Here is a 23,644-nt window from a genome sequence, read left to right as displayed (position 1 = left end):
GTGGGTGGCGGAGGCGGACGGGAATCGAACCCGCCAGACCGAGATGCTCGGCCTCACCGGTTTTGAAGACCGGGGCGCCCACCAGGACACGGACGCCTCCACTTGAGAATCCTATCGCGAGCAGGGAAAGGCGGGGGCGGGAGAGGGCTGATCCGAATCTTCGAACCGAGTTTGATCAGCGTTCACTCATACTTCTCCATGATCGCTTTAAGGTGGCAAGGTTCCCAGCCGACATCGTCGAAGGTCGTCATGCCGTCATCGTTCCATCATCACTGGTCACACCCCTGCCCCGATGCCTCTGTGCTCCGCCGGTCGCGCATTCGCTTCGGCGCATTCCTCAGCACGCTGGCGGTCCTCGCCGCCCTCATCGCGCCCACGGGGGCGATCCCCGGAACACCGGGTGCCTCGTCGCCGGGCTTCGCCGCCCCGCCCAGCGACGAAGACCTCGGAAAGGACGGTTCGGTCCTCCGCACCTCGGAGACCAAACGCGTCGCCCCGGGCCTCGAACTGACGAACTTCTCCCGTCTCGAGGACGGCGGATGGAACAACGGCAACGTCCTCACCGCCGACCTCACCACGGATTCCCTGTCGGTTGACGTCCGCGACACAGGCAAGGTCGCTGCCGGTGGCACCACCGGCGACATCATGGCGGGCGGTGCCGACGGGAAGAACGCGGTCGCCGCCGTCAACGGCACCTTCTTCGACATCAACCAGTCGTGGGCGCCGATCTACACCTCGGTGGCCGAGGACGGGATGCGCATCGGCTCCCAAGTGCCCAAACCCGCGCTCACCCTTGACGATAAGAAGGCAGCCGTGACGATGCTCTCGGCCGCCGGAACGCTCACCCACGACGGCCAGGAGACGGAGCTCGGGGGGCTGAACAATCCCCAGCTGAGTCCGGACGAGATCGGCGTCTACAACGAGGCGTGGGGCGACTACACCCTCAACCGTCCAGTCGGCGGTCCTGACGACATGGCCGCCGAAATCGCCCGGGCCACCGTCGTCGACGGCACGGTCACAGAGGTCTCCGGTCTCGACGACGAGGCGGGCGATCCCGATATCCCCACCGACGGCCAGGTTCTGCTGGGCCGCGATGCCGGAGCGAAGACTCTGTCCGAACTCGAGGTCGGCGATAAGGTCGACATCGAGATCGGACCGAACGAAGACATCGATGTCGGTATCGCCGGCAGCCACCAGATCCTCAAGGACGGTGAGGTCCCGACGCTCGACGACGATCTCTCGACTACGGCGCATCCGCGGACGGCCGTGGGAATCAGCAAGGACGGTTCGGAACTGTTCGTGACCACCATCGACGGTCGCAGCGAATCCTCCGGCGGCATGAGCCTGAAGGACATGGGCGAGTTCTTCTCCGACATCGGCGCCTACAACGCGGTCAACCTCGACGGCGGCGGATCGACAACGATGCTGGCACGCACCGCCGGCAAGGATGCCCCCGTAGTGCAGAACGACCCGTCCGACGGCGAGCAGCGCACTGTCGCCAATGCCCTCGTCTTCTACTCCGACGCACCTGCCGAAACACTGACCGATGCGCAGATCGAACCGGAACTCGATGATCAGACCACCGTGCTCACTGGACTGTCGCGCACGCTGAAAGGCACGGGCCTCGGCGCGAATCTCGAACCGGTGGCCGCCTCGGGTACGTTCACCGCCGATGACGGGGTGACACTCGAAGACTTCGACGAATCGAGCGCTCGCGTCACCGGTGATGCTGCGGGCAAAGGCCGCGTGAGCTATGAGGTCGAAGGCCACACTGCGCGCACCGAACTCGATGTCCTCGGAGAACCGGTCGGATTGTGGCCGAGTGCCCGAACGATCAACCTCGAGGACGAGAACGACTCCGCAACGGTGTCCCTGACCGGTTTCGACTCCGAAGGCCGACGTTCACTCATCGAAACCGGCGACATCGATGTCGAGGCCGATGACGGTCTGACCGTCGACACCGACGGCCTCGGCGAACTCGTCGTCTCCACCGACCGGAAGGCGACCACTGACGAGGGGCCCGCGTCCGGGAACGTGAAGCTCACGGTCGGCGACGTCTCGACGTCCATCCCAGTCACCGTCGGCACGGAATCGACCGAAGTCCTCGACTTCTCCGACCCCTCGGCGTTCACCGATGGCGCGGACCGCGCCACGGGCTCATTCGCAGCCGGCGAACCGACACCTGAGGGGCAGCCGAGCATCGAACTCGACTACGACTTCTCCACCTCCTCGGCGACGCGGGGATACTACCTCATCCCGAAGGAGCCGGTGGAACTCGACGGGAACACCCTGGCCCTCGAGATGAAGGTCCGCGGAGACGGTTCGGGCGCATGGCCCAGGCTGCAGGTGAGCACGGCCGACGGCACGGTGACGAACATCGACGGCGATCACATCTCCTTCGACGGGTGGCAGAAGATCCGCTTCGAAGTCCCCGACGGACTGTCTCAGCCTCTCACCCTCGAGCGGATCAGGATACTGGAGACCCGTTCGGCCGAGAAGTACAAGGGCAACGTCTCAGTCGCTGACCTGAACGCCATCTCGACCCCCGAGATCGAAGACCCGACCACCTCGGCACGTCATGATCCAGCATTGCTGTCGACCGGATCCGTCGCAGATCGACCGCAGAAGATCGCGGTGATGAGCGATGCCCAGTTCGTCGCCACAGATCCCGACTCCGCGGCGGTCGAGGGAGCACGTCGGACACTCAGCGAGATACGAGCAGCGAAGCCGGACCTGCTCGTCATCAACGGCGACTTCGTCGACGAGGCCTCCACAGCCGACTTCGAACTCGCGAAGACGATCCTCGACGAGGAATGGGACGAGTCGATCCCCTACGTCTATGTGCCCGGAAACCACGAGATCATGGGCGGGGAGATCGATAACTTCGAGTCCGCATTCGGCGCCTCCACGGGTGAGCGCACGGTGGGACGGACGAAGATGGTGACCCTGAATTCCTCGGACGGGACGCTGAACGGCAGTGACGACGAACAGCTGAATATGCTCGAAGACGCCCTCGATGAGGTGGCTGACAGCGCTCACCTGACCGGCATCACCGTGTTCTTCCACCATCCACCGCAGGATCCTCTGCCTTCTAAGACGAGCCAGCTGGGCGACAGGCGGGAGGCGGAAGAACTTGAGAAGAAGCTCGGCGAATTCCGGAAGGACAGCGGTAAGTCGGCGGCCGTGATCAACGGACACGTGGGCGCGTTCAACGGCTCCGCGGTCGAAGGCGTCACCTATCTCATCAACGGCAACTCCGGGAAGGATCCGGCCGGAACCCCGGCAACCGGCGGGTTCACCGGGTGGACGATGCTCGGTGTCGATCCCGGCCTGGGCAAGATCGGAGACAATCCGACCACGTCCGATCGGGTCAGCTGGCTGGCCGCGGAGACGAAGCCGCGTGTCGATTCGATCTCGCTGGAAGCGCCCGACTCGTTGGCGCCGGGCCAGTCCGCGGACGTGTCCGCCGAGTTCACGCAGGGCGATCGCACCGTCCCCGTGGGGTGGCCGGCCACGGCTCAGTGGGGTGGTGAGGGCGTCGTCATCGACTCCGGCGCCGAGGTGGACATGCAGAAGGCGATGGGCGCGAAGCTCAGTGCACAGGCGCTTGCATCCGGTGCCCCCGAGGCCGCGTCCGACGTCGTCCGGGTCAACCCGTCAACGGGTGAGATCACGGCCGAGAACCCGGGGACCGCAACACTCGAGGTCACCGTCAACGGCAAGACCGCGAAGGCCACTGTCGAGGTCACTGGTGAGGAACCGCCGCCGGAACCAGGTGATGACGATGGGTCCGAGGACAGCAGCGGCGATGAGGGCGGCGCCTCCACCGGGGAGGACGAAGACACCGGGGCGGACGGAGCTTCGTCGGATGCCTCGGCCGAAGCGACCGAGGACGGCGACGATTCCGCGGACGGAAACGACGGATCGAATGGAAACGACGGAGGCACCTCATCGTCCGGTGGGTCGACAGTTGACGCGGGTCGGGGCTCTTCGTCCGACGCCGCATCGGGAGGTGCCGGCAACGATTCCGGCGACTCCGATTCGGCAACTGCGAACGACGGCTCGTCGGGCGGCGGTGCAGACTCTACAGGCTCCTCAGACGGTGGCGGCGACCTTCCGCGCACTGGCGGCCCGGGTCTGCTCACCGCGGCTCTCGGTGCTCTGCTCATCGTCGTCGGCCTCGGCACCGTCCGCGTCGCACGGCTCCGTGGAGTCGGCCGAAAATTCGGGAAGCACTGATGCCGCAACGAGAATATCGCGGCGATGATGACTCGGATGGCTCTTCAGCCCCGTGACTCGCGGTGTTAGTCTCACGATATGACTGACAATCATGATCGTTTGACCTCATTCGCTCACGGTGGAGGGTGCGCCTGCAAGATTCCGCCCGGCGAGCTCGAGGACGCCGTGCGCGGACTGGTCGGGCAGCCGGGTCCCGATGTCCTCGTCGGCCTCGATGACGGCGATGACGCCTCGGCCGTGCGTGTTCGCGAAGACCTCGCAGTGCTGTCGACCGCGGACTTCTTCACCCCGGTCATCGACGATGCCTACGACTGGGGTCGGATCTCCGCGGCGAATGCGCTGTCCGATGTTTACGCGATGGGCGGGACTCCGGTCACGGCGATCAACCTCGTCGGATGGCCGCGGGAGAAGCTGCCGATGGAGCTGCTGACCGAGGTGCTGCGCGGCGGGCTCGACGTCGCCGCAGCCGCGAACTGCCCGATCGCCGGCGGGCATTCGATCGACGATCCCGAACCGAAGTACGGAATGGCGGTGACCGGGGTGGCCCACCCGGACGAACTCATGCGCAATGACGCCGCCGAGGCCGGCCTGCCCCTGACTCTGACCAAACCGATCGGTGTGGGCATCCTCAACAACCGGCACAAGGCCACCGGCGAGGACTTCGAGGAGGCTGTGGCGACGATGACCTCGCTCAACGCCGAAGCCGCGCGCGCCGCCGTGGCCGCCGGGATCCGTGCAGCCACGGATGTCACCGGCTTCGGTCTGCTCGGGCACCTGTTCAAGATGGCCCGGGCCTCAGGCGTGGGGGCGGTCATCGACGCGGCCGCGGTGCCCCGCCTCGACGGTGTCGACGAGTCGATCGCCGCCGGATACGTCTCGGGCGGAACGAGGCGCAACCTCGACTGGGTGCGCCCCGATCTCACTACCGATGACTCAGTGACCGAGGAGGACCTGCTGCTCCTGGCCGATGCCCAGACCTCCGGCGGCCTCCTCGTCGTCGGCGAGCTGCCCGGTCACCCGGTCATCGGCGAGATCGTCGCAGGTTCGGGCGTCCACGTGAGGTGAGTGGACATGCATGTGCGGTGAGGACGGCCGCGACAGCCACCGACCGCTTCTCCGACCCTGCTCAGCCGGGAGTGATCTCTTCGTCGCGGAACTGGCGGAAGCTGGACATGAAGAACCAGTAGAAGACTCCCACCACAGGAGCGCCCAGCAGGACCTCCCACCAAGAGAACATTCCGTTGCCCCAGCCCAACAGATTCACGCCGATATGAATCACGGGCACGAGAATCGCCACAATGACGGCCTCTCTGAGGCTCTGACGGTCCCTGAGCAGCTTCTTCATAGGTTTCTCACGCTACCCGAGACGTCGCATTCCGCAACATGCCTTGGCGAATTCGCCGCGATCGTTCCTCCTCGGCGACCGACTTCCTCACCGAGCTGTGCCGCCACAACCCCGCGCCCGGACTGCCATAACTACCTGCTGCACCGGTGCGTTATGGCAGGACGTCCGCCAGGGCGCCCGGGGCGTGCCGAGCACTGAACGCCGGCGCCCCGGTGCCGCGGGGGAGATTGACCGGCAGCGACCCTACCGGCCGGTGGTGATCGAGTCGTCGACGATGCCGGCCGCGCGACGCTCCTCGAGGCGAGCGCGCTGCGGTTCGACCACGTGGCGCGGATCCTTCGTCGATTCGATGCCGGCCTCGAGCACGCCGAAGCGCGTGTACGCCGAGGCGGCCGCGAGTGCCGCACCGGAGACGACGGACAGTCCGCGCAGCGCGGCTCGGGTCTTCCAGCTGCGCTTGCCGGGAGCCCCGGCCCGAGCGCCGAGCTTCTTCGCGAACACTCTGGCCCCGACCTCGACGGCGGCGGTGCCGAGAGCACCGGCGATGAGCAGCTTGTCCGCCCGGTCGAGCTTGCGCCCGGGCTCGCCGTCCTCGAGGGGGTCGACCTCGGCCGGATGCATGCCCTTCTTCATCCGATCCATCGCCACCATCTCACCGGCGGCACCGGTCAGCGCCAGCAGTCGAGCCGGTCCGGTCTCACCGATGGGAGCCAGGGCCATGCCCACGCCCCCTGCGGCCACGGAGGCCGAGGCCACGAACACATACGACAGACCGTTGCGACCGGCCGCGTTCCAGGTGGGAACCGCGGTATCGCCGAGCAGCGCTCCCGTATAGGCGGCCAGAGGTGTGGCGAAGACAGCGGACTCGATGGCGGCAGGTGTTTCGAGGGCATGGAGCACGCGGCGCAGCGGCCCCAGCGGCAGGACCCTCTCTCCGGTCAGGCGATCGACTTCGATGGCGGCCAGCACGCCCGAACCGGCACCGAACCCGGACAGGATCCAGGTGCCCAGGCTCATCGGTGAGGAGACCTTGAACACCCGCAGCATGTTGAGGAAGCGCTCGGGCCGGCCGAGGTCGGCGACAAGTGCCGCTCCGCCGACAGCGGTCGCGGTGATCGCCGTCATCCGGCTCGCGATACGCAGCCCGGGCCGGTCGCTGATCTGCGCACCGAGGCCCAGCAGGGACGAACCTCCGGCGAGGCCGCCGAGGAACAGGTAGGCCCCGATCTCATCACCCCAGGGCGGGGCCTTGACGATGGGTCTGCCGTAGTAGGACGTGAACTCGACGTCCTCGACCATCGGCATCTCACGATTGCCCTCGGCACCGCGGTTCTTCCAACCCCCGCCCCGACGACCACCGCGTCGGCCGCCTCCGGCACCCGGGCCACCGCCTCGGCGACGCTTCCGGCGTCCGCCTTCGGGCTCGGGTGGGCGGTAGGAATCGTATTCTGATGTGCTCAACGGCGGCTCCCGAGGAACGCGAGTCCGGCCGCGGCGACCATGCCCAGAGCAGCGGCTCCGGCGTGGGCGAACATGCCGGGCAGGTCCTTCGTCGGCACCCGCGGGTCCGGAGGCAGACCGTAGACCTCGGGCTCGTCGAGGATGAGGAAGACCGATCCGATGCCGCCGACGCCGTCGTTCGGGTTCGCTCCGTAGAGCCGGGCCTCGGTCAGCCCCTTGGCGTGGAGTTCGGCGACGCGATCGTGGGCCTGGTCGACCATGTCCTCGTGATCGCCGAATTTGATCGACTGGGTCGGACACGTCTGCGCACAGGCCGGTTCCTGCCCATCGACGAGGCGGTCGTAGCAGAGCGTGCACTTGTTCGCGGTGCCCGCATCCGGCACGTCCATGTCCGCGGCCTTGCGATCCCCGCGGTCGGTGGGCGTGTTGATCGTGCCGTCGTCGCGGCGTTCGATGACGCCGAAGGGGCAGCCGGCCACGCAGGTCCCGCAGCCGTTGCAGACATCGTTCTGGACGACGACGGTGTCGAATTCGGTGCGGAAGAGCGCTCCCGTCGGGCATACGTCGAGGCAGCCGGCATGAGTGCAGTGCTTGCACACGTCCGAGGACATCAGCCAGCGGAAGTCCGCGGTGTCCGGCGGGGTCGTGTCGACGCCGGTGAAGTCATCGGGGTCCGTCGGCTCCAGCGCTCCGGGGGCCAGCAGATCGACGTCCATCTGCGGGGTCGTCGGCAGTCCGGCGCTGCTCCTGCCTTCGGCGGCGGCACCGAGCGCCCCGTCGAGCGACCCGCCGTCGGTGGACTCCTCGGTTCGGGGCCGCACCTTCGGCATGCCGAGGTTGACGAGCTTGCGCCCGGACTCCCGGGCCTGCTCGATCCGGTCGGAATCCTGTTCGATGAAGGCGACATGGCGCCAGGTGTTCGCGCCCAGGCTGCCCGTGTTGTCGTAGGAGGACTCCAGCAGTTCGAAGGTGCCGTCCTGCGGGTTGTGGTTCCATTCCTTGCACGCGACCTCGCAGGCCTTGCAGCCGATGCAGATCGAGGTGTCGGTGAAGAACCCCTTGCGATGGTGTTGCGTATCGTGCCAGTGACCATCGGCCAACGCATCGTCATCGATCGTCGGTGTCGACATCAGTCGCCCTCCTTCTCCTCATCCTGCGTCTGCCGGCCCTCGGCCGTCTCGCTGCGCGCATCCTCGGATGCCGCCTCGACCGACCTCGCCCGTGCGGCGATCGCGCGTGCTTCCGCGGCCGCCACCTCGGCGGCGGTGATCGGGCTGCCGTCGGCATGCCGTCCGTGATCGGGATCGCCGTCGGTCGGGTCACCGTCGTCGGCGCGGTTGGCCACTGCCGTCTCGACGGGCTCGAGATCGACCCGGCCGCTGCGGTCATCGGCACTGTCGACCGTCGCCGAGGCGGCCGTGTCGTCTGCCGGATCCCCGCCGTGGGTGCGTGCCGGGGTGACGCCGACGGCCGAATCGCCTCCGCGATGGGCGTGGCCTCCTCGGCTGGTTCCGTGGCTGGTCCCCTGGGAGGCAGCGAGGTCCTCGGCGGACACCGTGACCTGCTGATTGCCCGATTCCGGAGTCAGACCGGCCTCGCGCTGGTACTTCTCGACGAAGTCGACGAGCTCGGCCCCGCGGGGACGTCGGCCGGGGATGATCGATCCGGCGACGTACTTGCTGTTCTGGATGTAGACGTTCGGATCCATCGTCACGCCCAGCAGGTCGTTGGCCGAGTCGCCCTCGATCACGGCTCCGGTGCCGCCGACACCCCAGTGGTAGGGCAGACCGATCTGGTGGACCGTCCTCCCGCCGATCGTCAGCGGAGTCATCCGCCGGGTCACGAGCACCCGGGCCTCGATCGCCGCTCGCGGGGAGATCAGCGTCGCCCAGCCGTAGGGTTCGAGCCCCACCTCGGCGGCGAGTTCCGGGGAGATCTCGCAGAACATCTCCGGCTGCAGCTCGGACAGGTACGGCAGCCAGCGGGACATGCCGCCGGCGGTGTGATGCTCGGTCAGCCGGTAGGTCGTGAACACATAGGGGTAGACCTCGGAGCCCGGGAAGCCGGCGCCGGGTGCGGACAGGTTGTCCCCGCGGCGCATGACCATCCGGTTGGGGCTGTTCTGCTGCGGGTACAGCGGATTCGGCACGCCCGATTCCTGCGGCTCGTAATGAGTGGGCATCGGTCCGTCGACCATGCCGCTGGGTGCGAACAGCCAGCCCTTGCCGTCGGCCTGCATGATGAACGGGTCGTCGCCGTCGAGGTGTGCGGGACCGCCGTAGGCCTGGTCCGACCTCGCCGCCGGGGCACGGTCGATGGGGAAGTCGGGCACGTCCTTGCCCGTCCACTTCCCGGCGTCCTCATCCCACCAGACGAACTTCTTGCGTTCGGACCAGGGGGTGCCGTCGGGGGCCGCCGAGGCGCGGTTGTACAGGATGCGGCGGTTGGCCGGCCACGCCCACGCCCATTCGGCAGCGGTCTCGTCCTGTTCGGTGCGCGGTCTGCGGCGGGCGGCCATGTTCTCACCGCCGGAGTAGACGCCGGCGTAGATCCAGCAGCCGCCGGCCGTGGTGCCGTCGGAGGTCATCTGGTTGAAGTTGTCCAACGGCTGTCCGTCGCGCTCACCGCCGATGAAATAGCCGTTGATCTCGGCCAGCACGGCCTCGGCGTCGACTTCTCCGGCCTCGTCGATCGGGTAGTCCCAGGTCAGGTCCAGCAGCGGACGGTCTCTGGGGTCATCGGAGTCGGCGAGCTTCTCGCGGATGCGCTGACCGAGTTCGAAGAAGAAGTCGAGTTCGCTCTGCGCGTCGCCGGGCGGATCGACCGCCTTGTGCCGCCACTGGACGAGCCGCTGGGTCTGGGTGAAGGTGCCGGCCTTCTCCGTGTGGTTGGCAGCCGGGAGGAAGAACATCTCGGTCTCGATGTCCTCGGTCCTCATCTCGCCGGTGGCGATCTCCGGCCCGTCCTTCCACCAGGTGGCGGATTCGATGAGGCTGAAATCGCGCACGACCATCCACTTGAGATGGCTCATCGCCATCCGCTGCATCCGCCCGTTGGCCGAACCCACGGCCGGGTTCTGCCCGAGCAGGAAGTAGCCGTCGACGCCGTCGGCGAGCATCCTCGCCTGTGTCTGGTAGGTGCCGTGGGCGCCGTTGATCCGCGGCAGATAGTCGAAGGCGAAGTCGTTGTCCTGGTTCGCCGCATCACCCCACCAGGCCTTGAGCAGGTTCGTGGCATAGGCGCGGCCGTTGGCCCAGTAGCCCTTGTGGGTCTCCGGGGTGCCGACGGCGGCGACGTAGTCGTCGAAGCTGTCGTGGACACCTGCGCTGGGCATCGGCAGGTAGCCGGGCAGCAGGTTGAACAGGGTCGGGATATCGGTCGACCCCTGAATCGTCGCATGCCCGCGCAGAGCCATGATTCCGCCGCCCGGGCGGCCCATATTGCCCAGCAGCAGCTGCAGGATCGAGGCAGTGCGGATGAATTGCGCGCCGAGGCTGTGCTGCGTCCACCCGACCGCGTAGGCGAAGCACGTCGTCCTCTCCCGCCCGGAGTTCTGCGTGACCGATTCGTACAGATAGTCGAAGTCGGCCGGCTTGATGCCGCAGCTGTCCGCGACCACCTCGGGCGTGTAGCGCGAGTAGTGGCGCGCCAGTATCTGGAAGACGGTGTTCGGGTCCTCCAGGCTCGGGTCGGTCAGCGGCGCACCGTTCTCGTCGGTCTGGTACGACCACGTGGAGTTGTCGTACGAGTTCGTGTCCGGGTCGAAGCCGGAGAACAGCCCGCCGAGGTCCTCGGTGTCGACGTAGTCGGTGCTGATGAGATTCGCGGCGTTCGTATAGGCACGCACGTACTCGTCGAAATGCTCGCCTTCGGAAAGCACCCGGTTGATGAGCGCGCCCAGCAGCACGATGTCCGAGCCCGCCCTGATGGGAACGTGCTTATCGGCGATCGCGGTGGTGCGTGTGAAACGAGGATCGACGTGGATGATGCGGGCACCTCGGGCCTTGGCCTCGGTCACCCATTGGAAGCCCACGGGGTGGCACTCGGCCATATTGGAACCCTGGATGATGATGCAGTCCGCATTCGCCAGATCCTGGACGGGTTGTGTGGCGCCGCCTCGCCCGAACGAGGTTCCCAGACTGGGAACCGTGGCGGAGTGTCAAATGCGCGCCTGGTTCTCGATCTGGATCGCCCCGGCCGCCGTGTAGAGCTTCTTCGCGAGGTAGTTCTCCTCGTTGTCGATGGTCGCCCCGCCGAGGCTGGCGATCCCCATCGTCCGACGCAGCGGATGGCCGTGCTCGTCGACGTCCTCCCAGTGGTTGCGACGAGCTTCGAGGAAGCGGTCGGCGATCATGTCGATCGCGGTGCCGCGGTCGATCTTCGTCCAGTCCTTGGCCCTCGGGGCCCGGTAGAGGACATCGGTGACGCGTCCGGGGGAGTTGACCAGCTGTTCGCTCGCCGCGCCCTTCGGGCACAGACGACCGCGTGAGATCGGCGAGTCCGGGTCGCCTTCGATCTGGACGACCTTGTCGTCCTTGACGAAGACCTTCTGCCCGCAGCCGACGGCACAGTAGGGGCACACGGACTGGACGACCTTGTCGGCCGTGGTGGTCCGCGGTGCGGTCTCCCGTGTCTTCTGCGACACCACTGACTCTCCGCGGCCCGTACTGTCGGACGTGCGGAGCTGCCGGAGCACCGGCCACTCGAGGAAGCTGAACCGAGCCATGGCTCAACCATAGACCCAAGTGCGCCGAATGTGCACTAGGGCGTGTCTGATAAATGCTGTAACCAAGCGATGACACCGTTGAGCACGACAGCGGCTCGATAGACGACGGCGAGTTTGTCATAGCGAGTGGCCAGTCCTCGCCACTGCTTCAAACGGGCATAACCGCGCTCGATGACATTGCGACCCTTGTACTTGATCGCGTCGAACTTCGGTGGACGGCCACCCTTTGATCCTCGCCGGAGACGATGGCCTTGCTGATCGGACGGTTCGGAGATGACTGCCTCGATCTTCCGCGACCGCAGCAGTGACCGGTTCGCTCTCGATGAGTAGGCCTTGTCGCCAAGGACGGCGTCCGGGCGGGTGCGTCGACCGACCTGAAGGTTGTCCAACAGAGGGGCGAGCATCGGGCTGTCGCCGTCCTGACCAGCGGTGCAGATCGACACCAGCGGCAGCCCGTGGCCATCGACGAGCTGATGAGTCTTTGTCGACAAGCCTCCGCGCGAGCGGCCGAAAGCGTGGTCAGGCGACTCTGTCAGTAGATCCTTGTAATTCGACGAGTCCCTTTTTTACGCGGCTGATGTTCGTCGCGTGTTGATGTGCGCGAGCGATCGTGGAGTCGACTGAGACGGTGAAGTCGACCTTGTCATTCTTTGCCGCGTGGACAGTCAGAGCCTGGTGGATGGCATCCCAGGTGCCGTCGGCGGCGAGGCGGCGGTGCCAGGTCCACACGGTCTGCCATTTGCCGAAGGTCTCGGGCAGATCGCGCCAAGCGATACCGGTGCGGTAGCGGTAGATGATGCCCTCGACCATCTGTCTGGGATCGGAGAACGGGCGGCCTCGTCGGCCGGTCGGTGCCGGGAGGTAGTCGGCGATGAGAGCCCATTGGTCATCAGTGAGTAGTTGGAATCGAGACACGATTCCAGGGTTTCAGAATCCCACCGGGAAATTTATCAGACACGCCCTAGGTGTGCCTTACCTGGTGAGCACCTCAGACTCGGCGGGCAAGCAGGACCGCGTCCTCGAGTTCGGTGGGTTCGCCCTCGGGCGAGGTCACCTGCCGGGTGCGGATCTCGGCGAGTTCGATCTCCCACCGGTCGGGACTGGCCCCGATGAGCAGAGCGAAGTCCCCGTTCGGGCTCACGCGCTCGTGATGGTGGTCCATCCCGTGGTCGAACTTCTCATCGTGCTCGGCCGCCCATGGGGGCATGGTCGCATGCGAGACGAGCAGGAGTGAACCGCCGGGTGCCACTTGCGCGGCGACTCGGCTCAGCAGTTCCTCCCGGGTGTCGGGCAGACGGGTGTGGAGGAAGAATGCGGTGACGAGGTCGAAGTCGCCTCGGGCCTCGTCGCTGCCCGATGCCGTCTCGGGTTCCCAGGTCGAGACGTCGCCGACGGCGAACTCCGGGTGGACTCCGCGGGCTTCAGCGGCCGTGCGGGCACGGTCGATGGCCGTTGTCGACAGGTCGATGCCGGTGACGTCCCAGCCGTGCTCGGCCAGCCAGATGGCGTCGGCGCCCTCTCCGCAGCCGACGTCGAGGACGCGGCCGGGGGTCATCTCGGCAACGGTGGCCACGAGGGCCTCGTTCGGGTTGCCCGACCATACGGCGTCCTCGGACTCCGAGTAGCGCTCCTCCCAGGCCGCGACGGAGTTCGGCACTCCCTCGGCCGTATTCTGTGCTGTTTCCTTCGCGGTGTCGTCGTTCACTGTTCGGTGCTCGGATCGTCCGGGATCGAATCGGGAGAGTTCGCGTCGGTGTCTGGGCCTGCGGCTTCCTGTTTGGCCAGTTCGGCGCGGACCTCGTCCATGTCGAGGCCCTTGACGGCGGTGATGACCTGTTCGAGCTGGGGTGCGGCCAGCGCGCCGGGCTGGGCGAAGACGACGATTCCCTGGCGGAAGGCGACGAGGGTGGGGATCGACGAGATCGCGAAGAGTCCGGCCAGCTGCTGCTGGGCTTCGGTGTCGATCTTGCCGAAGACGATGTCGGAGTTGGCCTCGGCGGCCTGTTCGTACACGGGGGCGAACTGCTTGCACGGGCCGCACCAATCGGCCCAGAAGTCGAGGAGGACGATTTCGTTGTCGTTGATGGTCGACTCGAAGTTGTCTTGCGTGATTTCGATCGTAGACATGCGGGTCAGTCTAGGGGGTGCGGATGAGTGCTCACTGGACAGTCGTGAACACGGGGTCCTGCCGATCGGCGGTCAGCGGCTCACCGCCGCCGGTGCCGGCAGCCGGCCGGCACCGGCGGCGAAGGAGGTCGATAGAACGGCGGTGACGGTTCCGGCCAGTACGAGCGCGGCGAGGACGACGATCTGGAATTCCGCGGCTTCGAGAGGTGAGGCACCTCCGAAGAGGGCGCCGACGAATGCTCCCGGGAGGGTGACGAGACCGGTGTTCTTCGTCTGGTCGAGGCCCGGCAGCAGTGCCTCGCGGATCGAATCCTGCCGCAGACGCTGCACGGACCGTCGCGGACGGGCGCCCAGGGACAGCCAGGCCTCGACCTCACCGACGCCCGTGCGCAGGTTGGCGGCGAAGCGGCGCATCGACAGCGTCGCGATCGTCATCGAGTTCCCGATCACGATCCCGGCGATGGCGATGACCCGTTCGAACTCCCGGTCGACGAGCCCGAGCGCCAGGACCAGAGTCAGGGTCACGAGCGCACCGACGACGACTCCCACCACGGCGCCGACCGGCCCGCGCGGCAGATCTCGGGCGCGTCGCAGAGAGGTCAGCGAGGCGGTGGTGAGCATGAGCGCGATGAAGGCGGCCACGGACCACCAGGCGTTGAGCGCGCCCTGCAGGATGAGCGCGATGAGGGCCAGCTGGACGATCGCGCGCACGATCGCCACGATCGGCAGCCAGCCGAGCCCCACCTCGGCGAGCCTGAGGATGACAACGGCGGCAGTCACGAGCACGACGACGCCGAGGAGGAAGTGCATAAGTTCGTCGACCGTCACCTGGTCAGTCTACGAGGTCGGCGATCGGCTCGTCGTCGATGATGGCGGTGAACACGTCCTCGGCCTCCGGGGCGCTGACGACGCGGTTGGGGTTCTCCGGCGCCGGAGCCCAGGGCATGATCTCGAAGTTGATCTCGTCTTCGGGCACCGAGGAGACTGTCGAGGCCAAGGAGGCGAGCGCCGAGACCGAGTCGAGGTCCTCATCGACGCGCAGTGAGGAGGTGACGGCGTCGAGGAAGCCGTAGAGCCTGTCGGGTCGGGTCAGCGTCCGGGTGCTCTTCGCCCGGTCGATGATGGCTTCCATGACCATCTGCTGGTTGTCCATGCGGGAGATGTCGCTGCCGTCGCCGACGGCATGGCGGGTTCTGGCCAGCGCGAGGGCGTCCGTGCCGTCGAGTACCTGCTCACCGGCCGGGAGGTCGAGTTGCGCCTTGTCGTCGTGAAGGGGTTCGTCGAGGTCGACGGGGATGCCGTCGAGGGCGTCGACGATCGTGGCGAACCCGTCGAAGTCGACCTCGATGAAGTGGTCGAGCCTCACTCCGGTGAGCTCCTCGACGGCTGAGACGGAACAGGCCGGGCCGGCGTTGAGAGCGGAGTTGATCATGCCGTGGAACGCCGACGAGGCCCCGTGGCCGGTGTCGTCGCAGGCCGGGACGTCCGTGATCGTGTCACGCGGGATCTGGACGGCATCGATGCGTGAGGTGTCGGCGGCGACGTGGGCGAGGATCATCGCATCGCTGCGCGCACCTTCGGCACTGCCGTAGCCGGGCCCGGCATCCGTGCCCTCGGCGGAGCCATCGCCCTCGGCGGGGCTCGCACCTTCAGCGGAGTCCTCGTCCTCGCCGGAATCGAGGTCCCTGGTGTCGGAGCCGAGGATGAGCACGTTGGTCTCGTCCGTGAGCTTCTCGGGCACACCGCTGCCGGTGCCGGCCCGCAGAGGGGCCGAGGAGATGTTCGAGCTGAGGTTGTCGACGGCCGCGACGATGGTCACCGGCACGGCGATGACGAGGATCGCCAGGGTGGCCACGACCGTGCGTCGCCTGCGGTACTTCGCTGCCAGCCGACGTCGCCGCCTCGGGCCGATCGGCTTTGTGCCGTGGGAGTGCTCCAACTTTCTTCGCTCCTGAATCCGGGGCCGTGAGCAGATTGCATACAATCCTAGACGCTCAGATCGCGAGCCTTCCACCCGACGCGGCGCGACGACGACTCGCCCGATCCGTGCGCGGTCACCCCGTCCGGCCTCTCGACTGGTCACCGAAGCTCCCGAGGCTCTGTTAGACTTGATCGTGTTCGTGCATGAGATCAGTGCCTCTGATCATCAACGAACACGTGGTGCCGACGGCGTAGGTAGATTCGCTCGGTGCTGTGCTGTTGCCCAACTGGTGTGTGTCTACCGTCCGCGCCCCTCACGTTCTCTTCATCCAATTCCCCATCGACCTCCATCCCGCACCTCGGCGTGCATCATCGATACCGAGAGTTTCCCGTCTTCACTTCCGCCATGGATTCCCCGCCAGCACACGCTGTGCTCGGCTCAAGTCCGGGCAGCCTCGGTGCCCCCACAGATTTTCGTTGGACCTGCGTCCCAGGATTCAGTCCATCCAACGGGAAAGCCGGATCCGGTCACGGATCCGACCATCAAGACCGCTGATGCGGTCGTCAGTTGAAAAATAAGGATACAAAGATTATGGCTACAGGTACCGTGAAGTGGTTCAACGCGGAAAAGGGTTTCGGATTCATCCAGCCTGACGACGGTTCGGCAGATGTCTTCACCCACTTCTCCGCGATCGAAGCCACCGGCTACCGCGAGCTCACCGAGGGTCAGAATGTCGAATTCGACTCCGAGATGGGTGCTAAGGGACTGCAGGCGATTCGCGTCCGCGGCCTCTGAGACCTCGGTGAGTCTCACCCGAGACCTCTGAGAATCACAGCGACCCTTCGCTCCGCACCGGCAGCGTCCGAGACTTCGGACGCTCCGGCTGTGCGCAGCGGAGGGTCGCTGTTTCCATGCCCGGAAGCCGATTGCCCAGGTAGCGTGGGTTCTGACCGATCCGCCCCTCAGAGAAGCAGGTGCCATGACCGCACACACCGGTGACATCCCCACGACAGTCGTCTTCGACCTCGGCAACGTCCTCATCGGCTGGGACCAGACGAGGCCCTTGGCCGACCGCATGAGTCCCGAACAGTGGCGCGCCTTCGCCGAGGAGGCCGATTTCGCCGCCCTCAATTCCGCCTCCGACAGCGGTGTTCCCGTCGCCGAGGTGGTCTCCCGGGCCGGCGCGACCGATCCCCGGCACGCAGAGATCGTCTCCCTCTACTTCGAACGCTTCGAGAAATCGTTGACCGGCCCGATCGAGGGCATGGCCGAGGTCGTCACCGACCTCAAGGACTCCGGAACGCGGCTGCTGGGCCTGTCGAACTGGTCAGCCGAGACCTTCCACCATGCGCCGCAGGTCGCACCGGCGATCACACAGCTCGAGGACGTCGTCGTCTCCGGGCGTGAAGGGCTCATCAAACCCGATCCCGCGATCTTCGAGATCCTCCGCGAACGCTTCGGCCTCGATCCCGTCCGGACGGTCTTCATCGACGATCTGCCCGCGAACGTCGAGGCTGCTCGGTCCCTCGGCTTCCTCGGACTGGTCTTCACCGATGCGCCGAGGCTGCGCGGCGATCTCCGGGATCTCGGTCTGCTCGGGGGATAGTCGACCTGCATGCGGGAGAGCCCATCTCGCCTCGGCCCGGACGCATCACCGTCCGGCTTTGAAGTCGTCCTTCATCGCCATCAGGGTCCGGTGGACGTTCAGGCGCTGGAAGTCCGCGAAGCTGCGTCCCCGCGTGACGATGCGGTCGAAGAGCCACGCGGTCCAATCGGGCCACTTCCGGCGGTCGTCGGTCCAGGTCTCGGTCACTCGCGTCTCCGAGCCGAGATCTTCGAGCTCATAGGACCAGGTGGCAATGCCGCCCTGGAGCACCGGCGAGCGCGGTCCGATCCTGCGCACGGTGAAGGCGAACCGTCGGCCCGGCTCCGACTCGATGACCACGCACTCGGTCACCCACGTCGCAGGTCCCCGACGGTTGCTGCCCTCGAAGTCCTCTCCGACTTCGAGCGGTCGGACCGGTGACTGGGTGCGAGCCGAGGTGTTCTCCGGACTCCACCGCGGCATCTGCTGCGGGTCGGCGACCTGCTCCCAGATCGACTGCGCGTCCGCCTTGATGACCACACTGTCGCTGATCTGCATCGTCCGTCCCATACCGCTGGCCTCCCGGTCTCGCCTGTGCCGTTCGTGTGCTCAGTTCCCTTTGGGCCAGGTTGCGGCCTGACCTGGCAGGCCGTCAACGGCCGGCCTCATGTGGAAGTCGGCTATCACGTCAAGGCGAGCGCACAGGGGAATGGATTCGGCACCGAGGGGCTCAGGTGTCCGCGCCGGCACCGCACTCTTCGGACCGCGGCTGGGGCATGCGGTCCCGATCGTAGGTGATCGTCGAGTAGCCATGGGGAATCGCGCAGCCGTGCTCGTCGACCCCGACGAAGACGATCCGGTCGATGCTGAGGATGGACTTGCGCGTGATCATATTGCGCACCACCGCCTTCATCGTCAGCGAAGTGCGCCCGAAATGAGTGGCGATGAGCCCCATCTCGATGAGGTCGCCTTCCCGTGCCGAGGACCGGAAGTCGATCTCAGAGATCAGTTTCGTCACGACCCGGTGGTTGCCGAGTTGGATGATCGCGTAGATCGCGGCCTCCTCATCGATCCAGCGCAACAGACTGCCGCCGAAGAGCGTGCCATTGGCGTTGAGATCCTCGGGCCGCACCCATTTGCGGGTATAGAAGTTCATGCCCTCGGTTCGAGGGGTGTCTGCGGTGGTCGGTGGCGTCACGGTCATGCGATCAGAGTACCGAGACGATGTTTCGCTGACGTTTCTCCCGCATTCCGGGGATGTTCCGCGGTGCCGTTCCCGACAGACGGCGAGGGGTGCCCCTGCCTGAGGCCGCGACTGCGGGTGAAGTCCTCAGTCGTCGACTCTGCTCGGCTGCGCTGTCTCCAGTTCACGGATGAGAATGCGCGCAAGGGCACCGAGGCGGAACCGTTCGGGGATCACGGGAGTGATCCCCTTCTCCTGCAGCGGCCTCGCCGTGACGCTGCCGACCGCCGCCGCCAGCACACCGCCGTCATCGTCAGTGAACGCATCGATCACCTGAGGAAGCAGATCCTCATCGGCAGCCGCCTCGAGGAAGGCGGCGGCCCCGGGAGCCGAAGTGAACGCCACTGCGTCGCACCGACGTTCCGCAACCGAGCGGACCGCGGCGACCACAGCTTCCGGATCGGGAGCGGATGTCCACCGGTAGACCACGAGCGAGCAGACATCGGCACCCGCGGCGGCAAAGGACTCGTCGAGGCCGTCGGCGCCGGCACCGTGGTGCTGCATCGCGATCCGCAGGTCGCGCACTCCCTCGCCGAGGAGGGCCTCCTCGATCTCGGCGCTGGTCTCGGATTCGGCGACCCACTCGGGCACGAGTCCGGCCGCCTGAATCGCTCCTCGCGCCTTGGGGCCACGAGCGATGATCCGAGCGCCGGTGAGCATCTCATGCCATTCCTCGCGCAGACCCGCAGCCTCGGCCACCTCGCCCCAGCCGGTGAATCCGACACCGGTCGTGACCACGACGATATCGGGCCTGTGCTTGATGAGTGCGCGGGTGCGGGCAATGAGTTCGGGGTCATCGATGTGCGGGATGACGGACAGAGTCGGCGCATGCACGATCGACGCGCCGTGCCGTTGAAGTGCGGACGCGAGCTGCTCGGCCCGCCGCTGTGCTGTCAGCACGATGCGACGTCCGGACAGTTTGCCGGTCAGTTCGACACGAGAGGGCTCCATGACCCCATCCTGATGGTGCGATCTCGGCTGAGCAACTCCGGCGAGGCGCTGACTCACTGCGGCATGTTGACGAACCGGGACTTCGCGCCCTGGAACGCCACGGGAATGTCCATGGTCGGTCCCGCACGGTGCTTGGCGACGATGATGTCGGCCTCGCCGGCGCGCTCGTGCTCCTTGTCGTACATGTCCTCACGATGGATGAGCAGGACCAGGTCCGCATCCTGCTCGATCGAACCGGACTCACGCAGGTCGGAGATCATCGGACGCTTGTCCGTGCGCTGCTCGCTGCCGCGGTTGAGCTGGGACAGGGCGATGACCGGGACCTCGAGTTCCTTGGCCAGAAGCTTGAGCGAGCGGGAGAACTCCGAGACCTCCTGCTGACGGGATTCGACGCGCTTGCCCGAGGACATCAGCTGCAGGTAGTCCACGCAGACCATGCTGAGATCGTGCTGCTGTTTGAGCCGGCGACACTTCGCACGGATCTCCGTCAGCGCCATGTTCGGCGAATCGTCGACGAACAGCGGGGCACCGTTGATGCGGGCCTCGGTCGCCGCCAGAGTCGTCCAGTCATGCGGGCTGAGCTCGCCCCGGCGCAGGTTCTGCAGCGGGATCTCGGATTCGGCGGACAGCAGTCGCATGACGAGTTCGTTCTTGCCCATCTCCAAGGAGAAGAACACGGCGGCCTTGTCGTTGTGGATCGCCGCCGAACGGATGAAGTCCAGCGCCAGCGTCGACTTGCCCACACCCGGGCGGGCGGCGATGACGATCATCGTGCCCGGATGCAGACCATTGGTGAGGTTGTCGAATTCGATGAACCCCGTCGGCACACCCGCGGTCTGGCCGTCGATGTTGCCGTTGCGTTCGATCTCCTGAGCCACCTCGCCGAGGATGTCAGAGAGGACGACGTAGTCCTCGGTGGTGTGGGTTTCGGTGACCTTGTAGATCTCCGCCTGTGCCGAATTCACGACATCGTCGGTGTCGCCTTCGGCGTCGTAGCCCATCTGCACGATGCGGGTGCCGGCCTCGACGAGGCGGCGCAGCACCGCCTGCTCGCTGACGATCGCGGCGTAGTAGCCGGCATTGGCCGCGGTCGGCACAGAGGAGATGAGGGTGTGCAGGTAGGCGGCGCCGCCGATGCGGGCGAGGTCGCCGGTCTTCGTCAGATAGTTCGCCACCGTCACCGAGTCCGCGGGCTCACCGCGGGAGTAGAGGTCGAGGATCGCCTCATAGATGGTTTCGTGAGCAGGCTTGTAGAAGTCATCGCCTTTCATCGACTCGACGCAGTCGGCGATGGCGTCCTTCGACAGGAGCATCGCGCCGAGCACGCTCTGCTCGGCCTCGACGTCCTGCGGCGGGGTCCTCAGACCGTCATAGCCCTGATCGTTGCTCACTTAAGTTCCTCTTCCTTCAAGCTCATCGGCACTCACCCGCGATCGCGGTCATCCGCCTTCAGCGCCCTCCAACTGTACCCGGACCAGGGCCGGGGTCTTCGACACAAGGATAGGAGACGCTCCTGACACCGCCGAGGCGGCCCCGCGGATCTGCGGGGCCGCCTCGGTGATGGTCCGGCAGGGCGCCGATCGGCGCCCTCAGTCCCGGGATCGTCCCGCCGTGGCCACGGAGACGAGGATCGGCTTCGCCACCTGCAGTCCGAGTCGGATGATGAGGACGCCGAGGACGACCGCGGCGAGGATCGTGAGGAAGGTGACCGGCTTGAACACGAGCGCTGCTCCGGCCAAGGGCAGGACGAGCAGGAGACCGAGGCCGCCGGCCAGCAGCGAGACCCAGATGACGGGACCGATCACCGCGCGGACCATGGCCCGGTGCATGGTGCCGGGCTCCATGCCTGCGGCATAGAGGTCCTGGAAGGTGTCCGCCCGATCGTAGATGTCGGCGACCTGGTTGATCAGGGCGGAGACCGCGATGAGCAGGATCGAGATGCCCAGGACGAGCAGGACTCCGGTGAAGATGTCCTGCAGCAGATGCATCTGCTCCGGCGCCATCGCGACCTCGGGGTCATCGGCGGTGTCCATTCCCAGCTGCATGAGTGCGATGCCCGTGCCGCCGACCGCTGCGACGAAGGCCGTCATGGCCACACCGGAGACCCGCCGCCAGAAGCGCTTCGGATCGTCCGAGACCAGTCGTGCGGCGATCAGCTTCGCGGGTGTCGCCGCACGGTTTCCGCTCAGGTAGGCGAACCATCGCATGAGCAGCCCGCCGACGAGGTCGACGACGAGAAGTCCCAGGACGAAGACGACGACGATCGCGGAGAGAACGATACCGATGCCGAGGCCGCCGGCCTGTGAGACGGACAGGGCCACCGGCAGGGCGAGGATGAGCAGGACGGCGATGATGACTCGTGCGAGCGGGAACTTGCGCTCGAGTGCCTTCGTCCGCACACCCAAGGGTGAGATCGCGACCTTGCGCAGGCCGATGAGCGCCGAGGCGATGCAGACGAGGATGAGGAAGACGATGACGGCGGCCACGAGCCAGGCCGGCATGAGCATGTTCGCATATCCGATGGGCTCACCCATGAAGTGGATGAAGCTCACGGGCCAGGCCAGACCCAGGTATCCGAGCACGCCGAGGACGATTCCGCAGATGGCCGGGACCAGAGGTTCGGCCACCGCGAGGGCCACGATGGCCGAGCGCCTGGCTCCGAGCAGGGACATCGTCGACAGCCGTTCGTCCTGCCGACGTGCCGACAGCGTCGCCGAGGCGGATGCCAGTGTGCTGGCGGGAATGATGAGGAGGATGGTCGCGAAGCTCGCGAGGAACTTGTACATCGCGTCCATGCCCTGCAGATCGGGGTCGGGCGAGGGCGGGGTCTGGAAGAACATCCAGGCGCCGGCGGCGACGGTGAGGAAGAGAGTGGTGCAGGCGAAGAACGCGCTGAGGACGAGCAGTGCGCTGGCCGAGGTGATCGTTCGGCGCCCGAGGACGAGCGGGACGACGCGAGTTGCGGTTGTCACAGGGACTCCTTGGAGATGGATATCGGGAGGCGATTGCCGGGCGAGGCCGGTGTCCATCACCGGTCGTTCGGCCCGGGTCGGCCCATCGACATGTGCTCGGGCCCAGCTGCGAAGCGGGTGGGTGCCGGATGGTCGGGACGCGGCGGGACCTGATCAGCGTGTGCCCCCTGGCCCTGTGCTGCCGACGCCTGATGCGCAGGAGCCTGGGCGGAATCGGCGATGATGGCCCCGTCGGCGAGCCGCACGACACGCGAACAGCGCGCGGCCACGCTCTCATCGTGGGTGACGAGAACGAGCGTGGCCCCGCGTCCCGTCGTGGAGTTGAGCAGTTCCGAGAGCACCTCGGTGGAGGTGCGGGAGTCGAGGGCGCCGGTGGGTTCGTCGGCGAAGGTCACCACGGGCTGCGTGACCTGGGCGCGGGCGATGGCCACGCGCTGGGCCTGACCGCCGGAGAGTTGGCCGATGCGCTTGTCGAGATGGTCAGTCAGGCCGAGTCGCTGCAGCCAGGCGTGGGCGTGCTGCGTGGCCTGAGCGCGAGTCACTCCGGCGAGCATGGCCGCAAGCGCGACATTGTCGACCGCGGTGAGTTCCGGCAGGAGCAGACCCTGTTGGAAGACGAAGCCGAAGACCTCGCGGCGCAGTGCGGTGCGCCCTGAATCCTTCAGCGAGGTGATGTCGACGGCGCTCGTGCGATCGGTGGCGTTCAGGCGGATCTCGCCCTGATCGGGGCGGATGATCCCGGCCAGGCAGTGCAGGAGGGTCGTCTTGCCCGATCCGGAGGGCCCCATGATGGCCAGGGATTCGCCGTGGCCGATGTCGAGGTCCACACCGGTCAGGGCGTAGGTCTGGCCGTAGTGTTTGGCGAGGTGCCGGGCGGTGATGATTGCGGGGCGCTGAGAAGTCGTCATGTCTCAATCGTGGCGCAGACAGTAGCAAGGCACCATGGAGTCATCCGGTGTTCGGGGAGAGGAAAACCCAACATCGGTCCTCGGTTTCTCCTCTCGGTTCCTCAGGAGTCGAATCCCGCGTATGCTCAAGAACCCGCAACCCGTTCACCTCACTCTTCGAGGAGTC

At 66.5% G+C, this 23,644-nt stretch carries 18 protein-coding genes, 1 tRNA gene and 1 pseudogene; 4 read left to right on the top strand and 16 right to left on the bottom strand.

Translation table 11 applies throughout. The features are described 5' to 3' along the window. Positions 1 to 5 precede the first annotated feature (5 nt). Positions 6 to 100, bottom strand: a tRNA-Sec gene (locus IG171_RS16800). A 98-nt stretch (positions 101 to 198) separates the two neighbouring features. Here IG171_RS16800 and IG171_RS16795 point away from each other — a divergent pair. Both IG171_RS16795 and selD read left to right on the top strand, forming a co-directional pair. Then, the gene (locus tag IG171_RS16795) at positions 199 to 4,239 is read left to right on the top strand and encodes a phosphodiester glycosidase family protein (protein WP_212128477.1); all 4,041 of its coding nucleotides are present in this window, start codon (positions 199 to 201) and stop codon (positions 4,237 to 4,239) included. 78 nt (positions 4,240 to 4,317) lie between these two features. Next, positions 4,318 to 5,304, top strand: a complete 987-nt coding sequence (gene selD, locus IG171_RS16790; RefSeq protein WP_212128476.1) for a selenide, water dikinase SelD — start codon at positions 4,318 to 4,320, stop codon at positions 5,302 to 5,304. Between the two features lie 61 nt (positions 5,305 to 5,365). Here selD and IG171_RS16785 read toward each other — a convergent pair whose 3' ends face one another. From IG171_RS16785 to IG171_RS16740, 9 genes and pseudogenes are all read right to left on the bottom strand, one after another. Beyond that, positions 5,366 to 5,584: a hypothetical protein gene (locus IG171_RS16785; RefSeq protein ID WP_212128475.1), complete on the bottom strand. Its 219-nt coding sequence runs from the start codon at positions 5,582 to 5,584 to the stop codon at positions 5,366 to 5,368. Positions 5,585 to 5,827: 243 nt separating this feature from the next. After that, on the bottom strand, positions 5,828 to 7,045 hold the full coding sequence (gene nrfD / locus IG171_RS16780) for an NrfD/PsrC family molybdoenzyme membrane anchor subunit (RefSeq protein ID WP_212128474.1): 1,218 nt from the start codon (positions 7,043 to 7,045) through the stop codon (positions 5,828 to 5,830). Next, on the bottom strand, positions 7,042 to 8,175 hold the full coding sequence (locus tag IG171_RS16775; RefSeq protein ID WP_212128473.1) for a 4Fe-4S dicluster domain-containing protein: 1,134 nt from the start codon (positions 8,173 to 8,175) through the stop codon (positions 7,042 to 7,044). The genes nrfD and IG171_RS16775 overlap by 4 nt, the downstream gene beginning before the upstream one ends. Positions 8,176 to 8,600: 425 nt before the next feature. Next, a pseudogene (gene fdnG, locus IG171_RS16770) lies at positions 8,601 to 11,771 on the bottom strand (formate dehydrogenase-N subunit alpha); the annotation flags it as partial. A gap of 35 nt (positions 11,772 to 11,806) precedes the next feature. Continuing rightward, positions 11,807 to 12,686, bottom strand: a protein-coding gene (locus tag IG171_RS16760) for an IS5 family transposase (RefSeq protein ID WP_212127312.1) whose coding sequence is annotated in 2 segments (ribosomal slippage) — positions 11,807 to 12,328 and positions 12,330 to 12,686 — 879 coding nt in all. Because the reading frame shifts where the segments join, the coding sequence is not laid out codon by codon here. 73 nt (positions 12,687 to 12,759) lie between these two features. Next, positions 12,760 to 13,476 (bottom strand): class I SAM-dependent methyltransferase, encoded by a 717-nt coding sequence (locus tag IG171_RS16755; RefSeq protein ID WP_212128471.1) that lies wholly within the window; start codon positions 13,474 to 13,476, stop codon positions 12,760 to 12,762. After that, on the bottom strand, positions 13,473 to 13,898 hold the full coding sequence (trxA, locus tag IG171_RS16750; RefSeq protein WP_212128470.1) for a thioredoxin: 426 nt from the start codon (positions 13,896 to 13,898) through the stop codon (positions 13,473 to 13,475). The genes IG171_RS16755 and trxA overlap by 4 nt, the downstream gene beginning before the upstream one ends. Before the next feature lie 72 nt (positions 13,899 to 13,970). Next, positions 13,971 to 14,726 carry an ABC transporter permease gene (locus IG171_RS16745; protein WP_212128469.1) on the bottom strand — a complete coding sequence of 252 codons (756 nt, stop codon included), beginning with the start codon at positions 14,724 to 14,726 and terminating at the stop codon, positions 13,971 to 13,973. Positions 14,727 to 14,730: 4 nt separating this feature from the next. After that, positions 14,731 to 15,837 carry an LCP family protein gene (locus IG171_RS16740; RefSeq protein WP_249203770.1) on the bottom strand — a complete coding sequence of 369 codons (1,107 nt, stop codon included), beginning with the start codon at positions 15,835 to 15,837 and terminating at the stop codon, positions 14,731 to 14,733. Between the two features lie 573 nt (positions 15,838 to 16,410). Between IG171_RS16740 and IG171_RS16735 the strand changes: the two genes are divergently transcribed. Together IG171_RS16735 and IG171_RS16730 are read left to right on the top strand one after the other, a co-directional pair. Further along, a complete protein-coding gene (locus IG171_RS16735; RefSeq protein ID WP_212128468.1) occupies positions 16,411 to 16,614 on the top strand; it encodes a cold-shock protein in 204 nt (67 codons plus the stop codon). Positions 16,615 to 16,798: 184 nt separating this feature from the next. Then, positions 16,799 to 17,425 carry an HAD family phosphatase gene (locus IG171_RS16730; protein WP_212128467.1) on the top strand — a complete coding sequence of 209 codons (627 nt, stop codon included), beginning with the start codon at positions 16,799 to 16,801 and terminating at the stop codon, positions 17,423 to 17,425. 45 nt (positions 17,426 to 17,470) lie between these two features. On the opposite strand, the gene IG171_RS16725 is transcribed toward IG171_RS16730, so the two are convergent. From IG171_RS16725 to IG171_RS16700, 6 genes are all read right to left on the bottom strand, one after another. Then, on the bottom strand, positions 17,471 to 17,974 hold the full coding sequence (locus tag IG171_RS16725; protein ID WP_212128466.1) for an SRPBCC family protein: 504 nt from the start codon (positions 17,972 to 17,974) through the stop codon (positions 17,471 to 17,473). A gap of 160 nt (positions 17,975 to 18,134) precedes the next feature. Beyond that, positions 18,135 to 18,608, bottom strand: coding sequence for a hotdog domain-containing protein (locus IG171_RS16720; RefSeq protein ID WP_249203769.1), 474 nt, complete (start codon positions 18,606 to 18,608; stop codon positions 18,135 to 18,137). A 126-nt stretch (positions 18,609 to 18,734) separates the two neighbouring features. Continuing rightward, the gene (locus tag IG171_RS16715; RefSeq protein ID WP_212128465.1) at positions 18,735 to 19,598 is read right to left on the bottom strand and encodes a uroporphyrinogen-III synthase; all 864 of its coding nucleotides are present in this window, start codon (positions 19,596 to 19,598) and stop codon (positions 18,735 to 18,737) included. Between the two features lie 53 nt (positions 19,599 to 19,651). Next, a complete protein-coding gene (dnaB, locus tag IG171_RS16710; RefSeq protein ID WP_212128464.1) occupies positions 19,652 to 20,989 on the bottom strand; it encodes a replicative DNA helicase in 1,338 nt (445 codons plus the stop codon). 198 nt (positions 20,990 to 21,187) lie between these two features. Further along, a complete protein-coding gene (locus tag IG171_RS16705; RefSeq protein ID WP_212128463.1) occupies positions 21,188 to 22,570 on the bottom strand; it encodes an FtsX-like permease family protein in 1,383 nt (460 codons plus the stop codon). Positions 22,571 to 22,626: 56 nt separating this feature from the next. Next, positions 22,627 to 23,478 (bottom strand): ABC transporter ATP-binding protein, encoded by an 852-nt coding sequence (locus tag IG171_RS16700; protein WP_212128462.1) that lies wholly within the window; start codon positions 23,476 to 23,478, stop codon positions 22,627 to 22,629. Positions 23,479 to 23,644 lie beyond the last annotated feature (166 nt).

The sequence above is a fragment of the Brevibacterium sp. SMBL_HHYL_HB1 genome, from assembly GCF_018208375.1.
In the GTDB taxonomy this organism is placed as follows: Bacteria; Actinomycetota; Actinomycetes; order Actinomycetales; family Brevibacteriaceae; genus Brevibacterium; species Brevibacterium intestinavium.
Note: the sequence above shows the minus strand (reverse complement) of the source record. Positions and strands in the feature narration are given on the sequence as shown.